Source organism: Dyella acidisoli, from assembly GCF_030160295.1.
Lineage (GTDB): Bacteria > Pseudomonadota > Gammaproteobacteria > Xanthomonadales > Rhodanobacteraceae > Dyella_B > Dyella_B acidisoli.
Genome location: NZ_BSOB01000014.1, coordinates 1 through 17,579, shown reverse-complemented (window position 1 = coordinate 17,579; position 17,579 = coordinate 1). Strand labels below are relative to the sequence as shown.

Sequence of the window (17,579 nt, the reverse complement as noted above, 5' to 3'; positions counted from 1 at the left end):
GTGTTAAATGTCATTCGTTTCTTGGAAAGAATGGGCAGCGAAGCCCAGTGGGGTGAGGTCACCGTGGGCGAGATGGAACTGGCGCTTGCAGAAGCTGATATCGAAGGTCCGGCTCGCTCGGCCATTCTGAATAAAGATGCTGCGAAGTTGCAGGTGTTTATGCAACAGAAGCTATTTAACCCCATCATTGTTCCGGGCACAGAAGAGGAAGAGGAGGAAGATGAAGACAGGGATGAGCCTGGCGAAAAAGATATGCGCGTCTCACTCTCCCCTTCATTAGCTCCTCAATCGTAAATGCAAGCGACCGGCAACAAACGCCGGAAGTACGACTATGCGGGAATTCTCCTGCTGCTCGTTGTGCTTGCGGGTGTGGCCAATGCTGCCGCACCCGTACCACAAAGCGCCTCGCAACTCTTAGCCCACGCTGACAACATAAAAACTGCAGACAATGCAGCGTTTGCCAAACTCCTCCAGGAACTGCAAGGCCGTACGGCCGAATTGTCCGAGGAAGAGAAATGGCAACTGCGCTATATGCAGGCTTACCAAAGTGCTTACAGCGGCAAGGAAGAGTTAGCTCGGACTCAGCTAGAAGCCTTGGCAAAGGAGGCGCCAGACAGCACTTTGAGAACTAAGGTGACAGGCACCCTGATAAACGTGCTTGGTATCGAGCATCACTACGATGAAGCCTTCCAATATCTAGATCAAGCCCTGGACAACTTGACGCAAGTCACCGACAAGGAAGCACGTTTTCATCTTTTAGCCGAAGCTTCGCAGCTATTGAGCGATGCAGGACAACACGAACTTGCCGCCAGCTACGCCAATCAAATCATCGTGGACTATCCAAACGGCAGAAACGGCTGCATTGGTCGTATGCTTGAGTTGCACGACAAGCTCCTCGGCGGCCAAACCAACATCGCCAAAGATCAATTTCAAGAAGGGATAGACAGCTGCCTTGCGGTCGGCGAAAAGATGATCGCCGGCGCAGTACGACGCGACATGGCCGTGCTGGACATGCAACAAAACAAGATGGATGACGCGCTCGACTTGTTGCAGAAACACTACGAAGAAGTAAAAGGATTCAATTATCCCGCGCTGGACGCAGACTATAGTATCTTGCTAGCACAGATCTACTGGAAGAAAGATAACGGCTTTTTGGCGCAGAAATACGCAACAGCTACAGTTGATATTGCCGCCAAGAGTGATTTCACCGAATCGCTGGTAAAGTCCTATCAACTGCTCTATGAAATAGAGCGGCAACAAGGAAACCTACGCGACGCGCTTGCCTATCACGAAAAGTATGTCGCGGCGAACAAAGAGCATTTGGATGACGTTCGCGAAAAGGCACTCGCCTATCAAATCGCCAAGCAACAGGTCGAAACCAAGAAAATAGAGCTTGACGCACTAAACAGGCGAAACCAGATCCTTCAGCTACAGCAAGCACTCGACCACAAAGCCATGGTAATGAGCCGCTTGTACATCGCACTACTACTTACCGTTTTGGCCTCGATCGGCTTCTGGCTATATCGCCTCAAGCGCTCGCAGCTACGCTTCATGCGCCTGGCCCGGCGCGATGGCCTTACCGGCATCTTCAACCGCCAGCACTTCGTTGAAGAAGCGGAACAGGCGCTGCGCTACGTGGCTAAATCCTTGCGTGGCGCCTGCCTGATCCTGATCGACCTGGATCACTTCAAGACCATCAACGATACGTACGGCCATATCGCGGGCGACAACGCGCTGAAGCGCGCTGTGTTGATCTGCCAGCAACACTTGCGCTCCAGCGATGTATTCGGCCGTATTGGTGGTGAGGAATTCGGCATTCTTTTGCCCGAATGTACGTTGATCCAGGCGCTTGAACGGGCAGAACGTATCCGCCTGGCTATTCAAGCTATGCCGGATTCGGAAACTGAGCATGTTCCGCTTACTGCAAGTTTCGGCATCGCCTCGACCACGCATTACGGTTATGAATTGCGGCGCTTGCTCATTGCAGCGGATGATGCGCTCTATCGTGCCAAGCGCGATGGCCGCAATCGCGTGGTGGTCAGCATGAATGGGCACGCTCCAGATACCGGCAACAATCAAGCGCGGCGTGACAAGCTCACCAACGCGGCACCTTACGCCGATTCAGCAGAATAACGGCGCTATTTCCCCTCCGCTGAGGGACCTGATCAGCCGTGTAGGCTGGGGTGCAAACCCCAACCTACAAAAAACGAACCGGCCAAACGACCGGTTCGCTTCCCTACACCGTCCTTGGCCTCACAGTGCACACATCGTTGCACACATCAAAAATGCGGAGCTGCATTGCCCACGTTGAGGCTGCCGAAGCCCGTGGTGTAGTCCCAACCCGCCGCCGCGGTTTCACCATTGTTGCTACCCACCGTAACGTCATGGAAGTCGGTGGAATAATTCGACGCTGCATCCGAATAGAGCAGCGGTGCGGCAAAGCCAGGGTTGCTGCCCTTCGCCTGCAGGATGAGCGCCCACGAGCCCACGAATAGCGGTGATGCGAGGCTGGTGCCACCAATCTGCTGTTGCTGCCCGTCCACGATCACTAGCGAGCCGGTATTGGGATCGGCATCGAACGCGACATCCGGCACGCCACGGAATTGCGAACTGCCGTTCTGTCCAACACCTTGCTGCCAGCTCGGAATCGGTTCGATGGTACTTGGGCTGCCGCCGGTACCACTCCAGACCTGTTCGTCGCTCCAGGTGGTTGTGTTGTTGGTATACAACGTGGTGCCGCCTACTGCGACGACGTAAGGCGAACTAGCCGGATAGCTCGGTGTCGTTCCGCCATTGCCGCACTCATCGGCACCGGAATCGCCAGAAGATACCGAGAAGGTTTGCCCCTGTGCTTGGGCCTGCTGGAAGATCTGGTCATCCGTCGAGGTCGGCGCGTTGGTTTCGCATTCGCCCAGGGATACGTTGATCACCGGCACCGCGTTGGCGGAAACCACAGAGTTGTAGTCGGTGGTGAGATCCGAATCCTGCAGCGAAGCAGCGTCATACAGCACCAGCTGGCTCACACCACCGGTCATGCCGACGATGTCTTGCGTATCCAGATCCCATTCTCCATCGCCGCTGGTATCGCTGCTGCCGTTGCTGTTGTCGACCACCTGCACGTTGATGGTCGATAGATTGTTGTTGCTGGCGAATTGCTGCAGATCGCTCTGCACATTGGTCAGGCTGCCCTCGGTGATCACACCCACGGAAATCGACGTGGCCGCAGCAAGACCGCTTGCACCGTAAATGGCATTGAAGTCGGTGGGATTGTGCGCCACTGCCGAACCACTGGCGTTCGTGTGCACTGCATGAAGGTCCGCGCGATGGACGAAGGTATGCGCGACGTGCACATTCTGCACGCCCAGCACTTCCAGCACGGCGCCATGCAAGGACGCAGGAATCTTCACGTCGCTGGCGTTGGCGTATGCCTCGCGTCCGTCATGCGTGTGCACATGCACGAAGGTGGTATTGAACGCCGCCTGCGCGGTGTCGGCACGACCATAGCCCTCCACCAGCATGCGATTGGGGGCAATGCTCACCTTGCTGAAACCCGCCTTGGTCAGATATTCCGCCACCGCTTTGGCTTGGCTTTCGGTCGGCGAGTAGCGTGCCTTGAATTGTTCCGGCGTCAGCGGCTTGTGGCCGGGCTTGGCCAGATAGGCATCCAGCTCGGCCTTGTTGCGCAATTTCAACGAGACCACGATGTGCATGGGCTGCGAGAAAGCCAGCGGCCCAACCACCGCATCACCTTTGCGCAACTCTGTTGCATGCTTGACGCTCACCATCGCATCGAAGTTGTCCTGCGCGGCAAACACTGACGTGACACTCGCCAGGCTCAAGGCAACCACCAGCGATTTGATACGAAGACTTGCCATGTTTTATCTCCCACAAGAAATTTGGACGAACGAACCCAATGGAGTTTCCAGAACTCCATGCCACCTCATGTTTCGAGATATCGCGACTCCCCAAGCTTCGGCGAACTGCTGATCCCCCTGCGCTCCCCATGCAGGCAGTACCGATACATCGCTCTGGCGGCGCATAGCTGTTTCGATGCCGCCACGGAAATCGTTCACCGACATTCCTTGTGGTGAACGGGTTGGACATTAGGTCGGTGAAACAAGCAACGTCAATCGATGTGACAAGTGCTTCGCGACGTAAATTAGCTAAGGTTCATGAGTGTGCACACGAAGCCACTGCAGCTTGCTCATTCACGAACATCAACATGCTTTCACGCATAAGCGCAGTACGTACCATCGAAGCAAGACTACCGACAGCGTTCGACGTGCAAGCCGCGACATCATCTGCGCGTAACGGCTCCGATCGCATCAACGTCGCGTGAAAAACACGATGACCCTAGTTTGCATGCGGAAATCAGCGTGCTACGCGAAAGCTTTTCGCAAGCATTGCCTTCACGCCATCGCGCACACGGAAATGTGCGCGATGGCGCATTGGCAAGCGCGTGCATCTGTTATGCGGCACGTCACGACAGCCGCGTAAAGGGGATTTATTCGCGCACAAACGCTTCAAACAAAAAAGGCCGGAGCGGACTGCATCACAACCGCCGATACGGTCTTACTTGCCGCTCTCCTGCCCTTTGCTCAGATCGATCATCGGAATGGAACCCGAGCCCACCACCTGCGGAAGCACACCGTTCCAATGCTGAAGGCTATAGAAATGGGCGTATTCAGGGTTGCTCCTCAACGCCTGGCCGACAGTTTCGATCGCTTTTGCCTGGCCCTGCGCTTGCATCACGGCGGCCTGTGCCTCGGCGTTGGCGGTCACGGTTTTCTGTTCGCCTTCGTAGCGCTTCTGCGCCACCGTGTTTTCTGCCTGCACAGCGAGATTCTTGGCGCGCACGGCTTCTTCGATCGATTGATCGAAGACCGGCGAATAATGGATGCCTACGAGCTGCACATCGATCACGTCGACATTGAACAGCCGCTTCAGCGCATCACTGATGTCTTTGCGCATTTGCGTAGTGATCTGCGCGCGCTGATCGGAGATGGTCAAGGTGTTGTAGCGTGCGAAAGCAGCCAGTGCGCGGTCACGCACCACCGGCAGAATGGTAGCTTCAATATCCAGCGAGCCCGCACGCCCCACCTCATAAAGCAGGTTCATCACCGCGGAACTGGGTATCTGGTAGATCAGACTGATGTCGATCGTGACCTTCTGGTTGTCGTTGGTATAGACGTCCAGACCATTGAGCGTATACACCGAGCGGCTCGTCTGCAGACGATCCACGGTTTCGAAGAACGGCACCTTGAAGTGCACGCCGGTCTTCAGCGGCGCAGTGGTCATCGGCGTGCCACCCAGCCATCGCGTTCCGGCCTCTTCACTGGGCGATACCACGAACACGCTGTTGAGCAGCAGAAAGACGACAACAATGGCGATGATCAACCCGAAAGGGAATCGACCGAGGAACGAACGTGGGTCCTTGGGCGGCAAGTTGAGCATGGAAAATCCCCTTTCCTGATAATGGCCGCATCTTGCCGGAACGGCATTGCGTTGGCGAGTGACCTTGGTTTTTCGCACATGCTCGACAAGCATGCCAAACTGATCGCATGTTGATACGACCTGCTGAGCCAGAAGACGCCCTGAGCGTGGCGCGCGTGCACGTGCGTGCGTGGCAGGTCGGTTATCGTCATCTGCTTCCTGCTGAGTACCTGACGCAACTTCGCGCGGAAGAGCGCGCTCAACGGTATAACTTCGCCACGCAGGACGTCCGACGCCCCATGACGATCGTGGCGATGGAAGACGATGCGATTTGCGGATTCGCCACCACTGCTCCATCGCGCGACAGCGATATACCTGATCACGGCGAACTGTGCGCGCTCTATGTCGACCCCGATAGGTGGGGACGTGGTATCGGTGCTGCCTTGATAGCCGCGGCCCGTCGGCGCCTGGCCGAACTGGGATACCAACATGCCATGTTGTGGCTGCTTGCGGGCAACCAGCGCGGCGAACGCTTCTATCGCGCAGACAACTGGACGCCTGACGGGCTGGTCCGAACGGATCGCATCTGGGGCATCGCCGTCGACGAAATTCGCTACCAGCGCCTACTACGGGCCTAGACGACACACAGCGGCCGTTACCCATTGCGTCAGGTGACGTAGTGAGTCACGTAGACATCGTTATCAAATCGCTCCGCACGGCTGCCGGTCAACCCAACGCGAAGCTGTCGTTTTAGGCAAAACAAGCACTTCCGGACATTATCCCCACAGCTTCTTTGCTTATCCAGCTGGCCTCCACGTCGGTTCGCACAGCTCATCCATTGGCGCAGTTCCTGCTTACTGATTCTTGAAGACCGCACCTGCGAGTCAACGAGTTAATCAAGAAAAATGGGCGCTCAGGAGGGGGCGGTGGGAAGGCGCAAAGACGGCGGCATCGAGATGGTCTCAAAACTGCCCTGGCAGTCCGGCGTTGTGCTTGGCGTAGCAGGCTACGCTGCCATGCGCTACGGGCTGGGGTGGTTCATGACCACCTTCGGCGGCCCGACCGGCCAAGCACTTGGAACCTCGCTGGCAGACGGTGTCTACGCCCCTGTCGCTTGGCTGATGCTGATTGCCTGCTGGCTCGCCGCGCTGATTTCCTTCCTGGATAGCCGTCGCCGCCAGCACCTGCTGGCTGCGCAAACCGGCTTGCGCAGTTTGAGCGCGATGGACTGGCGCGAGTTCGAAATGCTGGTCGGTGAGGCATTCCGGCGCGCGGGCTACAAGGTGCAAGAAATCGGGTTGGGCGGCGACGATGGCGGCGTTGATCTGATCCTGCAAAAAGACGGCAACACCACGCTCGTGCAATGCAAGCAATGGCGCACCAAGCTGGTGGACGTGCGGGTGGTGCGGGAAATGTACGGGCTGCTCATGCATCATCGTGCTGACGCAGTGAAGATCGTCGCCATCGGCCACTACACCGACGACGCGCAACGCTTCGTGCATGGCAAGCCGATCGAGCTGATTTCAGGCGACGCCTTGCTGGCGATGGTGCGGGAGTGCCAGGCAGCCACGCGGCAACCAAAGCAGGTATGACCGCGCCCCGTATCACGCTACGTCCTGAACAAAGCCGCTTGCCCGTGCAGTACGCCTGCTTGGTCGACCAACTGCCAGACCGTTCCATCGTTGATCCAGAAAGTGCGCTCTGACTTGCTGATGCGCAGCCCGCGATAGCCGGAAGCAAACCCCTGCTTGCTGACTTGCTCCAGAAATTCCTTTCTACCCTGCACCTGTTGTGGTGGCGCAGACAGTCGGGACGGCAGCAGCATCAGTTCGTCCCAAGAGTATTCAAAGCAGCGTTGTGCAGAAACGTTGCCGTAGATGAATAACGGATCGGCATGGGTGTTATGCGCCAGCAGTCCGAAGGGCGCGTCCTCATAGAGCCAGCGTGCCGCCTGCTCATCCGACAACGCCGGGTCGACCAGCGGCTGCTTGAGCCAGCGGGCATAACTATCTGCAAGCAAGCGATATAGGCTCGAGGCCGCGACAGGGATATTCATGGAGTCCGTGCAATCGATGAAGGTGAGAAATCGGCTGTGGCGTGAAGCAAGCGAAACAGCTCGCACTATAGATTTTTCAAGCGAGGATTGGGGCCCACGACCTGGTGACTGTCGACCGGCACCTCCACGAGCATGGATGGACGATCTCGCCGGTAAGCCTCTCGCATGATGTCGGAAAGATTGCTCAAATCAGGTGACACTCGAACACTCAACCATCCGCATGCGCGAGCCATTGCGCAAAAATCGATACGCTCTAGCTCACCGTGATATCGGCGTGCCGGCGTATGCGGCAGGATCTTCGAAAGCCCCTGCTCCACGATCCCGTAGTTAGCGTTGTCCAGCACGAACAAGGTGATGCCAAGTTGTCGCGCTTCCACCAGGCATCCGCCATACAACCGAAAGCAACCGTCGCCTGAAAACACAAACACGTGCTTACCGGGCGATGCGATTTTTGCTCCCAGGCCAAGGCCGTATGCGCCACCCATGGCGGAACCGCGATACAAGGAATAAATCTTTGCGTGCGGATGCGGACGCTGGGTCACGTATTGACGATCTTTGTAGGCCAGGCAAACGTCGTCAAAACCTAGGCTGTCCGGCTGCCACAAACCATCGAGCTTTTCATAGAAGGCCACGATATCCACGGCATTGCCATGCACGCGACCACAGGTACCGACGTTGAGATCCGAATAGCGCGGCGAATCCTCGTTGCAAACCTGCGGATGCGCCTGACACCAAAGGATAGTCTCCCGGAGGATCTCTTCGACGTCACCGACCGTTTGCAGGAACTCCCCCACCACCTGATGACGAAAGCTTCCATGCGCACTTCCGTACAAGTGTGCATTGGCCGTGATGTTCCAAACCAGGCCGGCTTTTGCAGGAGAAAAATTGGCAGTGTATTCATCGGCGCAAAAGCCGATGGTGATGAGCATGTCGCGCTCATTCAAACTGTCCCAAAGCTCCGTCGCACGGTCATTCCCACCAAAGCCCAGATAGCCGTGAGCGTAAGGATTATCCCTGGACACCGCGTTTGCACCATTGATGCTCCATACAATCGGTGCCTTGAGCACTTCGCAAAGCCGCGACGTGAGATAAAGCATATCCGGATAACGCGCAGCTTCGTCGCCGGCCATGACAACGATTCGTCCTGTTCTTCTTTGTGAAAGATGACGCTGAAAAAGTGCAGTCAAACTTTCGTGGCCAACCTCATCTCGATGACTGAGAGTCATGCCTTTTTCCGATGAGTGAGACGTCATCTCCGACAATGCATCGGGCGGCATGACAAGTGCTACGGGCTTCGACTGGTTCAGCTGATCCCACGCGGCCGAAAGTTGCTCGTCCAGAGACGCGATGTCATCGAGTACAAACGTGCCTTCCGGCAATTCCGCCATGAGCTGGCCGATCATGTTACTGCCGGATTCGGTGGTGTCTTGCAAAGGCGACTGAAACGCCATGCTCGACGGCGTGGCGGCAATGAGATAGACGGCCGGAATATTGTGCAGCTTGGCATCACTCAGGCCGCACAGCAGAAGTTTGCTTGCCGCGCCCGTAGTAGCAGCCGCGGCAGCGATTTTACCCGTCGCAAGATAATGGCCAAGCGGAACAAAACCGGCCACATATTCGCCGACCGTAAAGAATTCGATCTGCTCAGTGCGCGCACGATGCGGAACATAAGGATCCATCTGCTTCAGCAAATGAACCAGACCGCCACCCGTTACACCGGAGCACATGCTTATCCCCCACTCCGTCATGGCATCGAGCAGCCGCTCGTAGCCGATTCGTGGTTCGACAACAACCATGAAAACCCCCTGCGACTTTCCGTTGCACCAAGAGCAATAACCGGCCGCCCGAGCATCATGTCGGGCTCGGGAGTGATGTCGATGGCACGTGGCAAGCCAACCCAATCCGGCTCGCGTCATAACTTCGAGTGGCTCATCCCGCCTGCATAGCGTTGCGGGTGCATGCGCCTTGCTTTCCTAACGGCTTTCGCTATCGATGCTATGACTGGTTAAGTACGATAAATAGGAACTGACGCACAAAAGTTTTGGGATTTCCGTTTTTGTGCATAACTTTCCGCAAATGTTCTGCGGAGTGCGAAAGCCGCAAATCAAGGACAAGGAAAGCGAAAATGACAGCCCTGAGACAAGGCGACCTTCACAGCTGGTTACACAAATCGTGCGCTTCGAATGGCGAGGTCGCGCAAGCGGCTCTTCAGCGCATGCAGATCGCTATGCCGCATATCGTCGCGCACTTCGCTCGGCGACATGCCCAACGCAAGCCGAAATGCATCGGTCATATGACTATGGCTATTGAAGCCCACGTCGCAAGCCAACGCCGCCAGATCCTTCTCACCATCACCCAGCCGCCCCAACGCCGTTCCCAAACGCTGCTGCATGCGGAATTGACGTAACGATTGCCCGGTGCAGGAACGGAAAATCCGACACAGATGAAACGGTGAGCAGCCTGCGAGCCTGGCCAATTCGTTCACGCCGAGATTTTCCTCGGCACGTCCAATGATCGCTTCCTCAACGCGCGTCACCTGTCGCTGCACCTTCATGTCCTGCGTAGCCGATGCACGGGATTCATGCGATTGCACGAGGTAGCCGAGCGTATCAGCAAGTATTTCTTCCCCATCTTCCGTGTCGCAGCCGCGTAGCAAGCCGAGCAACATTTCCACGTGCGTTTTCTGGAAATGCAGGTCGTGGCCAAAGGCACGGCAAGGCTGACCTGGATCGGGGTGGATGCCCAACATGTCCAGCGTTTCGTCATCAATCAGCACGTCGGTGCAGCAATTGCAGCTTTCCGCATCCGGATGAGTGATGTGATATTCGACGCCCTTGCTCACGAACACAGCCTGGCCCGGCCTGGCAAACCAGCATCGGTTGCCGGCGTGCACCATGAACGAACCGCGGCGGGTAAAAATGAAACGCGCCGGCTCATCGCCGGTCACGTTGCCGCAATCGACGCGCGGACGCTTGCATACATGACTGATCACTTTGAAGTGCGATGAGCGCAACACTGTCTGCATGATCGACATAGACGTAGCTCTGCATCCCCGGTGCCCGGCCGATCATACGCTTCCTACGCAAAACACAAGTGTTTTCCGCGCGAAGCACGTTTCTGGAAGCGATTCATCTGCATTTAAAGCATTGCGGCGGATCGGCACGTTTCTGGAAGCGCGCAACGCAGACATGCGCCAGGCTCAAGACTCCCCGAGAGGCTCCGGCCTCCCCCACCGCTGTATAGCACTTCACGCCAGATGGAGGATCTATGCGCAAGAAGCTCTACGCATGCTTGGCAGCCTGCTGCACCCTCGCCGTGGTTACCGCCGCCCAAGCATGGCCTGACGACGAGGGCTCACCCGTCTATCCGAAGTGGTCGCATCCGTTCGATCGCACCATCAACGGCTGGGCAAATCTATCGATGCAATGGCTGTATGCGCAGCCCTACAGCCAGAATCCCTACTTCGATCCCACAGGCCAGTATTGCGCCGTGGGCCAGCAAGGCCCGGTCTGGTACATCGCGCCGATTTTCGCCATGAATCCTGGCAGCTACACGCGCTCCTGCACCATCCCCCATGACAAGGCGATTCTGTTCCAGATCGCTTGGGTTGCCGACACATGGCCATGCCCGAATCCGAACTTCGGTCCGGCACCGGGGCAATCGCTCTACGATTTCCTCTATCAGGACAGCGGTACCTACATGATGATGATGAGCGTCAACGTGACGCTCGACGGCAAGCCGATCCGCGACGTTCTGAAATACCACTACATCTCCGATAGCCTGAATGCGGTCAAAGGCGATCTCAGCCTGCAATCCACGTTTGATTCGTGCATTACCGGCTCGTATCAACCGGTCGTCACCAACGGCTATTTCCTGATGTTCAAGGCGCTGTCACCTGGACAGCACACGATTGTGCGCACGGCTACCAACAATATGGGGATGACCAATACGTTTACTTACTATCTGACGGTTCAGTAGCTCGAGTTTTGCATCTATTTAGGACGAAAGCAGTTAAAGAACAGATCGCTTCAAGTTACCTCATCGTCATTCCGGCGCAGGCCGGAATGACGATGAGGTACTACAAGGTTTGCGTCGCAACCAACCCTCGGCCGACTTCACTCAATCACATGCGGCACAAAACGCGACGTATCTCGCGTGATCAGCGTAGCGTCCTCACGAATTCCCATCCCCGCCGGCGTGTCACCCACTACCCAGCTTCCTATCAAGGGATAGCCGCCTTCGAAACGTGGAAGCGGATGAAATGCCTGGCGAATGACGGGACATTGCGTATATCGCCCCGGTGAGCTGATGCATTCGCCATCGGGCAACGTGATCTGCACGTTCGCCCCTTCGCGTGAGAACAGCGGCTTTCTCACCCATCCTGGCGGAAGCGGTTCGGTGGGCGCTTCATCGAAGAATGCCGGCAGCAAATAGGGATGATCGGGATGGCGCCCCCACAGCAACGGCATGATGCCTTTATTGCTCAACACGGCCTTCCATGGTGGCTCGATCAGTTGCAAACCGGAGCGAGGCAAATAGGACCCATATTGATCGGTGAACAAATGCTCGAGCGGATAGAGCTTGAATAACGTACCGATCACCTTGTCTTGCAGATCGGTGAAGCTGCCCTTGCGCGAAAGGCCGATATCCTCGATCGCGATCATCTCAGCATGCACGCCAGCTTGGATCGCGCAATCGCGCAAATATTCAATCGTGCCCTGATCCTCCAGGCTGTTGCGCACGGCTGTGAAATAGAACGGCCGGCGCAACGATTTGCCGATCGTGGCAAAAGCGAGAATCAGCAGCTCCTGCAACTGGTTGTATTGATCCGCCTGCTGCGAAAGTACGCCGCGCTGCTGTTGCTCTTCCAGCCATATCCATTGAAAGAACGCCGCTTCGTAGACGGATGTCGGCGTGTCGTAATTAAGCTCGTAAAGCTTGACCGGGCCATTGCCTTCGTAGACCAGATCCATGCGGCCGTACAGATGCGGCTGACGATGACGCCATGATTCGGCGATCCAATCCCAATAAGGTGCGGGAATCGCCAGCTTCGTCATCAAGGCTTCGCTTGCAACAATCTCGCTTATCAGCGACATCGCCATTTGATGCAGCTCGCCCGTGGGCGCTTCGATATCGCGCTCGATCTGCTGCAGCGTGAAGGCGTAGTACGCCGACTCGTCCCAATAAGGCTCGCCGTTAACGGAGTGGAACCGGAAGCCATAGCGCGCGGCGGTTACTTGCCAATCCGGTCGTGGATCAACGACGACGCGTCTCACGGCTTAAAAATGCTCTGCTTCATTCACCACCGCCGTGACCACCCTCACCGCCTTCCCCACCAAAACCACCACGCCCAACCGTGTCGCCTTCACCGACCGCTTCGGAGGATGAAGTGGAACGCCAGCCGCCGGCACCGCCTGAGTAAACGTGGCCATAGTGCGGCGAATAATCCGTGTCATCGCGCTTACGGAATATCGGGCCAGCCGGATAGTAGGAGGTGTTGCCACCATGGATGACACGCCCGATCAGGAAGCCGTTCATGGCCGGGCTCCAGACGGGACTGCCTTCCACGGCCATATTTTCCTGGCAGGCATCTTCGCTGTAATCCTGTGCACATTGGTCGTGCGTGGCATAGTGCGGTGCGACCTTGGGCGCCTCCGCAATGGCTTGCGTAAGTGCCGCATCGCAACTGGATTCCGGCACACCCGCTTCGGTGCAGTTGCCCAGCGTGGTAAACGACTGCTGGCTCTTTTGCGCGTCATCGCACGCTGTGAGGAACAGCGGCGTCAATCCCATGACCATGAGCGATACCTTCCTGGAGCGTTTCATGCCTTCCCCTGATAGGCATTGAGATTGGCAAATGGTAATTCAAAAAAAGCTTGATTAGCGTCATATCTCAATTACGCGGCATATAGTCCCCTCCCCTGCTTGCAGGGGAGGGTTAGGGTGGGGTTGTTCGAGCTTGCAGCATCCATCGAATTCAACGCGAGGTTGCTTTCACCCCACCCCAACCCTCCCCTACTACACGTAGGAGAGGGAGCAGATACCGGCCAGCATGAAACTCGATGCTAATCAGGTGGGATAATCCACAGCACCTACCTGAGCAGGCAGCCCCCATGTTCCAACCCCATAACTTGCTGCAAGCCTTCGACCGCGTCACCGACTACTGGTCGCCGAAAGTGATCGGCCGTGTCAACGATCAATTACTGAAAGTAGCGAAACTCAAAGGCCACCTGGTATGGCACGCGCACGATGCCGAAGACGAACTGTTCTACGTCGTGAAAGGCCATATGCGTATCGAACTGGAACAGCAGACCATCGATCTTCGCGAAGGTGAATTCTTCACGGTGCCGCGCGGTATTCGACACAACCCCATCGCTGAAGAAGAATGCTGGATCATGCTGATCGAACCTGCATCGACCAAGCACACGGGTGATGAGATCACGCCGCAAACCCGCAGCCTCGATGAACAACTAGCTTAAGTTGTAGGTTGGGATTTGCACCCCGACCTACACGCTTGCCAGTCAGTTCGACTGCACGGCGCCACCGCCATTGCGCTTGGCCGTGTACATCCGGCCATCCGCGAGGATGCATAGGCTATCCGGTGTCTGCGCATCATCCGGAAACACGGCCAGGCCGATGCTTGCACCAACCTGCATGGTCTGCCCTGCGACGGTCAGCGGCGTCTCCAGCAATTGCCGCAAGGCACCGGCAACGCTGGCCGCTTCATGGCGCGTGATGGGGCCTTCAAGCACCACCGAAAATTCGTCGCCGCCGGTTCGTGCCAAGGTATCGACGCGACGCAAGCGCGCAATGAACAGGCGCGCGACTTGCTGCAGTACCTCGTCGCCCACGTGATGGCCCATGGTGTCATTCACCTGCTTGAAGCCATCCAGATCGATAGCCAGCATGGCCATGCATGCGTTGCGTTGACGGGCACGCTCCATGGCGCGACTGATGCGATCCTGAAACAGGCGACGATTGGGCAGGCCGGTCAGCGCATCGTGCTGGGCAAGGTGCTGATTGCGTTTCAACTGCCCTTCCAGCAGCAACAGGATCATGCCTACGGCCACCAGGTATTTGGGCAAATTCCACACTTCTGCGCCAACCTGCACCGTAGGCCAGAACACGTCGAACACCATGCCGAGTGGAAATACCATCGACCAGGCCAGCAAACCCAGTGAAGTCACTACGAACCCGCCCGTCTTGCGCTGATCCGAAAATCCAAACTTCAGGGTGCAGGTGAAATAGGCCACGAACAATGGCAGCACGAACATCAGGTCGGCGCCATGTTTGGAGAACTGCCAGTGAAGCAAAGCTGCGGCAAGCGAGGCATTGAGCACCACGGAAATCCACCGGCTTGCCGGTCGTTCGGCGTGTGGCGTTGCGAGGACGATGATCAACGGCACCAATGCAAACAGGCCGGCCGCTACTTCCATGATGGGTTCTGGTGGTAGCGCAGGCAATGATGCCAGCGCGAAATATAGCGTGTAGACGAATGCCGTTGCCCCGTATAGCAAACGGCTCCCCCAATCGCGGGGCCGGGAATCCAGCGACCAGCAAAAAAGCTCCGCACACCACACCAGGGACGCCGTGCCGACGATATCCGCGAGCACTCCGCCTGCACCGGGAACATCAAGAAACGAATAAGCGGCGAAATGCACTTCGACGCAAATCCATCCTGCCAGCCACAAACGCGTCGTCATACTGCCTGCGGGACGCGACACGGTTATGAACGCGTAGATCAGCAGTCCAACCGCCAGCAGATCGGGGAGTTCTTTCCAGGACATTCACTCGCCCCACGCTTGCGGGGAACCTCATACGAAATACATCACACCAAGACATGGGTTTAGCGACGTCCTTATCCGGCCGTGCATGGCCTCGGTTCATGCAATGAGCGTGCCCACATGCTTGATACCTGCAGTGAGATCGGCATATATCGCAAATTCTTTAATGCCGAACAGCCAGCCGACTCCCGCATTAGGGCCAGCTGTGCCGCAATAAAGGCTATTGAGCGGGGGCGAAGTGACCGTATTGCGTCACCTGCATGAATAGATTCGAACGCGCTCAGCATGCGCGAAAATCCACTGACTCCCTTTATCGCCTCATTTTCAGTTGTTTCTTGCGCATTGCAGCAACTAAAAACAGCAGATGATTAAATCGATCCAACATCCCCTATTGCACTGCAACGCTAAATAGTCGCGATGCTTAAGATGGCGACGCCCGGGCTCGCATCCATCCACGAAAAAGCCGAGGGATCTCTCCCTCGGCTTTTTTTGCGATGGAAAATCCGCCGCTCAGTTCGACTCGGTGAACTGGATGTACGGCGCCGAACCACCAACAGCAGTGCAGCTGCCCAGGTTCAAGTTATTGCTTTCACCCGTGCTACCGTCATTGGCGATGCAAGACGGTGCGGTGGTGGAACCGTAGGTGGCGGCGATCTTCACAGTGATCGAAGAACCACTATTGAAGTCGGCTTCCGAGCCGCCCGCATTGCCTACCACGTTGAATTCCGACTGCTTCCAGACGGTCGCCAGGTAGACCACGCTGTCCTTGCCGCTGACGCTGTAGGCGTTGCTGCCGTAGGTGTAGGTCACGGTGTCGTTGCCACCGGAGGTCGCCGTAGCTGCAATCTTCACACTGCCAAGCTGGGTGGCAGGTACGTCGGGTGCGGTAACGTAATTGCTGTTCCGATAGCAATCGCCAGAACCGTCGCTACCCCAACCGCTCGGGCAGCTGCTGCCGCCATAGCCGATCAGCCAGTATTGGAAGAACACCGCGGCCGAACCCTGCGTCTCGTAATCCGGTGCATACACAGCCTGTTGCCACACGGTGCAACCGGAGTGGCTCTTGCACGCCGACGTGGTCGAGGTGAACTGCGAGTTGATCTGCAGCGAATATTCGTTCGCCCCCAGAATTCCACCATCACCGTAAGCGGGCACGCCCACGCCCGTTTCGGACGTCACGCCCGTCACCGACGGGAAGCTGCCGGTGGTGCTCTTGATGAGCGTCGAGCCCGGCGACTGCAGCACATAGTCGTTGCCGTTGCCTGCCGTTTCCGGCAGCAAATGGCTCTGCTTGATTTTGGCCGGCAGTGTATGGGTGTGTTGCTGCGACAACTGTTTGCACGACACCTGTAGCCAGGCGTTGCTTGGATACACGGCATGGAAGCAGCCTGCCGCTGGGGTGGGTACTTGCGCCATGTTTTCACGCCAAACCTGACGTGCCAGCTCCCCGATAGGACCCACTTGTTCATCAGTCTGCGCCGCAAACGCAGCGGGAACGCAGACAGCACTGATAAGACCGGCCAAAAGAGCAAACTTGAGCTTCGATTGCATTTGATTCTCCCCAGAAACAAATTGGCAATTAAATTCGACTCCGGACCATCCGAAAGCCGAGATACAGCACCAGCAAAAAGCATCCGTGCAAAACAACGATCAGCCTCTCTCCAGAGGAGGCTCTACACAAACGACATAACGCGCAGTTGCGTTACCGATTTCCCCACCTAAAGCTTGACGTCCGAGCAGATACTTTCCCTACCTGTCCGGCGCATTGTTCGTAATGGCATTGTTTTTGGCGCGAACATTCCACCTACCGCGCTGTAATCAGCGCAGCTGAAAAAAGTGATTTGACTCAAGACTCCCCGCAGACCCTAAAGGCGCATTCGCATTGCGTCTCCCCGCATCTTCAATGGCCCCCTCGCCGAGTCGAGTTGCTCGCTCGGTTCATTCGAGAATGCAGAGGGATATGTGTAGGAAACGTGATACAAACGGCACGCAAAACCTTGCGTTTTCGCGTAATTGGTTCAATCGCATAGCCTCTTTTTTTCAACCTTTTTTCAGCTCGAAAAAGTTGGCCTAATAAGACAATTGACGTCCTTATTTGACTGCCAAACAGATCACGTTTTTTTGTAGGGCGGTCAGCGCCTGGACTTTGTATCGATTAATACCCGCTCGCCATCATTACGACGACGCATGTCATCGATCACATAATTACATGGACTCGCCCCCGCGCTAAATAAGGCCTCATGGGCCAGCGGTGGAGAGTAAAACTATCCACCGTTCTGTAACGAGCGAGGGCGAGTCCATGAAAC

General features: G+C 56.6%; 15 protein-coding genes. 6 read left to right on the top strand and 9 right to left on the bottom strand.

Annotated features, from left to right (window positions below; all coding sequences use genetic code 11):
- Both QQJ86_RS08885 and QQJ86_RS08880 read left to right on the top strand, forming a co-directional pair.
- Complete coding sequence (locus tag QQJ86_RS08885; RefSeq protein ID WP_284320576.1) at window positions 1-294, top strand: hypothetical protein; 294 nt, start codon at window positions 1-3, stop codon at window positions 292-294.
- Window positions 295-2,133 carry a diguanylate cyclase gene (locus tag QQJ86_RS08880; protein ID WP_284320575.1) on the top strand — a complete coding sequence of 613 codons (1,839 nt, stop codon included), beginning with the start codon at window positions 295-297 and terminating at the stop codon, window positions 2,131-2,133.
- Window positions 2,134-2,279: 146 nt separating this feature from the next.
- On the opposite strand, the gene QQJ86_RS08875 is transcribed toward QQJ86_RS08880, so the two are convergent.
- Window positions 2,280-3,875: a S53 family peptidase gene (locus QQJ86_RS08875; protein WP_284320574.1), complete on the bottom strand. Its 1,596-nt coding sequence runs from the start codon at window positions 3,873-3,875 to the stop codon at window positions 2,280-2,282.
- A 697-nt stretch (window positions 3,876-4,572) separates the two neighbouring features.
- Complete coding sequence (locus QQJ86_RS08870; RefSeq protein ID WP_284320573.1) at window positions 4,573-5,454, bottom strand: SPFH domain-containing protein; 882 nt, start codon at window positions 5,452-5,454, stop codon at window positions 4,573-4,575.
- 107 nt (window positions 5,455-5,561) lie between these two features.
- Between QQJ86_RS08870 and QQJ86_RS08865 the strand changes: the two genes are divergently transcribed.
- On the top strand, window positions 5,562-6,071 hold the full coding sequence (locus tag QQJ86_RS08865) for a GNAT family N-acetyltransferase (RefSeq protein WP_284320572.1): 510 nt from the start codon (window positions 5,562-5,564) through the stop codon (window positions 6,069-6,071).
- A 288-nt stretch (window positions 6,072-6,359) separates the two neighbouring features.
- Window positions 6,360-7,025: a restriction endonuclease gene (locus tag QQJ86_RS08860; protein ID WP_284320571.1), complete on the top strand. Its 666-nt coding sequence runs from the start codon at window positions 6,360-6,362 to the stop codon at window positions 7,023-7,025.
- Window positions 7,026-7,042: 17 nt separating this feature from the next.
- Here the strand turns inward: QQJ86_RS08860 and QQJ86_RS08855 are convergent, their stop codons facing one another.
- The 3 genes from QQJ86_RS08855 to QQJ86_RS08845 form a co-directional block, all read right to left on the bottom strand.
- Entirely contained in the window at window positions 7,043-7,489 is a 447-nt protein-coding gene (locus QQJ86_RS08855) for an MEKHLA domain-containing protein (RefSeq protein WP_284320570.1), read from the bottom strand.
- A gap of 65 nt (window positions 7,490-7,554) precedes the next feature.
- On the bottom strand, window positions 7,555-9,285 hold the full coding sequence (locus QQJ86_RS08850; protein ID WP_284320569.1) for a thiamine pyrophosphate-dependent enzyme: 1,731 nt from the start codon (window positions 9,283-9,285) through the stop codon (window positions 7,555-7,557).
- A 365-nt stretch (window positions 9,286-9,650) separates the two neighbouring features.
- Window positions 9,651-10,523 carry a helix-turn-helix domain-containing protein gene (locus tag QQJ86_RS08845; RefSeq protein ID WP_284320568.1) on the bottom strand — a complete coding sequence of 291 codons (873 nt, stop codon included), beginning with the start codon at window positions 10,521-10,523 and terminating at the stop codon, window positions 9,651-9,653.
- A gap of 233 nt (window positions 10,524-10,756) precedes the next feature.
- On the opposite strand from QQJ86_RS08845, the gene QQJ86_RS08840 reads away from it, so the two are divergent.
- On the top strand, window positions 10,757-11,467 hold the full coding sequence (locus tag QQJ86_RS08840; RefSeq protein ID WP_284320567.1) for a hypothetical protein: 711 nt from the start codon (window positions 10,757-10,759) through the stop codon (window positions 11,465-11,467).
- 137 nt (window positions 11,468-11,604) lie between these two features.
- Here QQJ86_RS08840 and QQJ86_RS08835 read toward each other — a convergent pair whose 3' ends face one another.
- Together QQJ86_RS08835 and QQJ86_RS08830 are read right to left on the bottom strand one after the other, a co-directional pair.
- Window positions 11,605-12,765, bottom strand: coding sequence for a glutathionylspermidine synthase family protein (locus QQJ86_RS08835; protein WP_284320566.1), 1,161 nt, complete (start codon window positions 12,763-12,765; stop codon window positions 11,605-11,607).
- A gap of 19 nt (window positions 12,766-12,784) precedes the next feature.
- Entirely contained in the window at window positions 12,785-13,315 is a 531-nt protein-coding gene (locus QQJ86_RS08830) for a DUF1190 domain-containing protein (protein WP_284320565.1), read from the bottom strand.
- Window positions 13,316-13,602: 287 nt separating this feature from the next.
- On the opposite strand from QQJ86_RS08830, the gene QQJ86_RS08825 reads away from it, so the two are divergent.
- The gene (locus tag QQJ86_RS08825) at window positions 13,603-13,968 is read left to right on the top strand and encodes a cupin domain-containing protein (RefSeq protein ID WP_284320564.1); all 366 of its coding nucleotides are present in this window, start codon (window positions 13,603-13,605) and stop codon (window positions 13,966-13,968) included.
- A 42-nt stretch (window positions 13,969-14,010) separates the two neighbouring features.
- On the opposite strand, the gene QQJ86_RS08820 is transcribed toward QQJ86_RS08825, so the two are convergent.
- Both QQJ86_RS08820 and QQJ86_RS08815 read right to left on the bottom strand, forming a co-directional pair.
- Entirely contained in the window at window positions 14,011-15,276 is a 1,266-nt protein-coding gene (locus QQJ86_RS08820; protein ID WP_284320563.1) for a GGDEF domain-containing protein, read from the bottom strand.
- Between the two features lie 507 nt (window positions 15,277-15,783).
- Complete coding sequence (locus QQJ86_RS08815; RefSeq protein ID WP_284320562.1) at window positions 15,784-16,824, bottom strand: hypothetical protein; 1,041 nt, start codon at window positions 16,822-16,824, stop codon at window positions 15,784-15,786.
- Window positions 16,825-17,579: the final 755 nt, after the last annotated feature.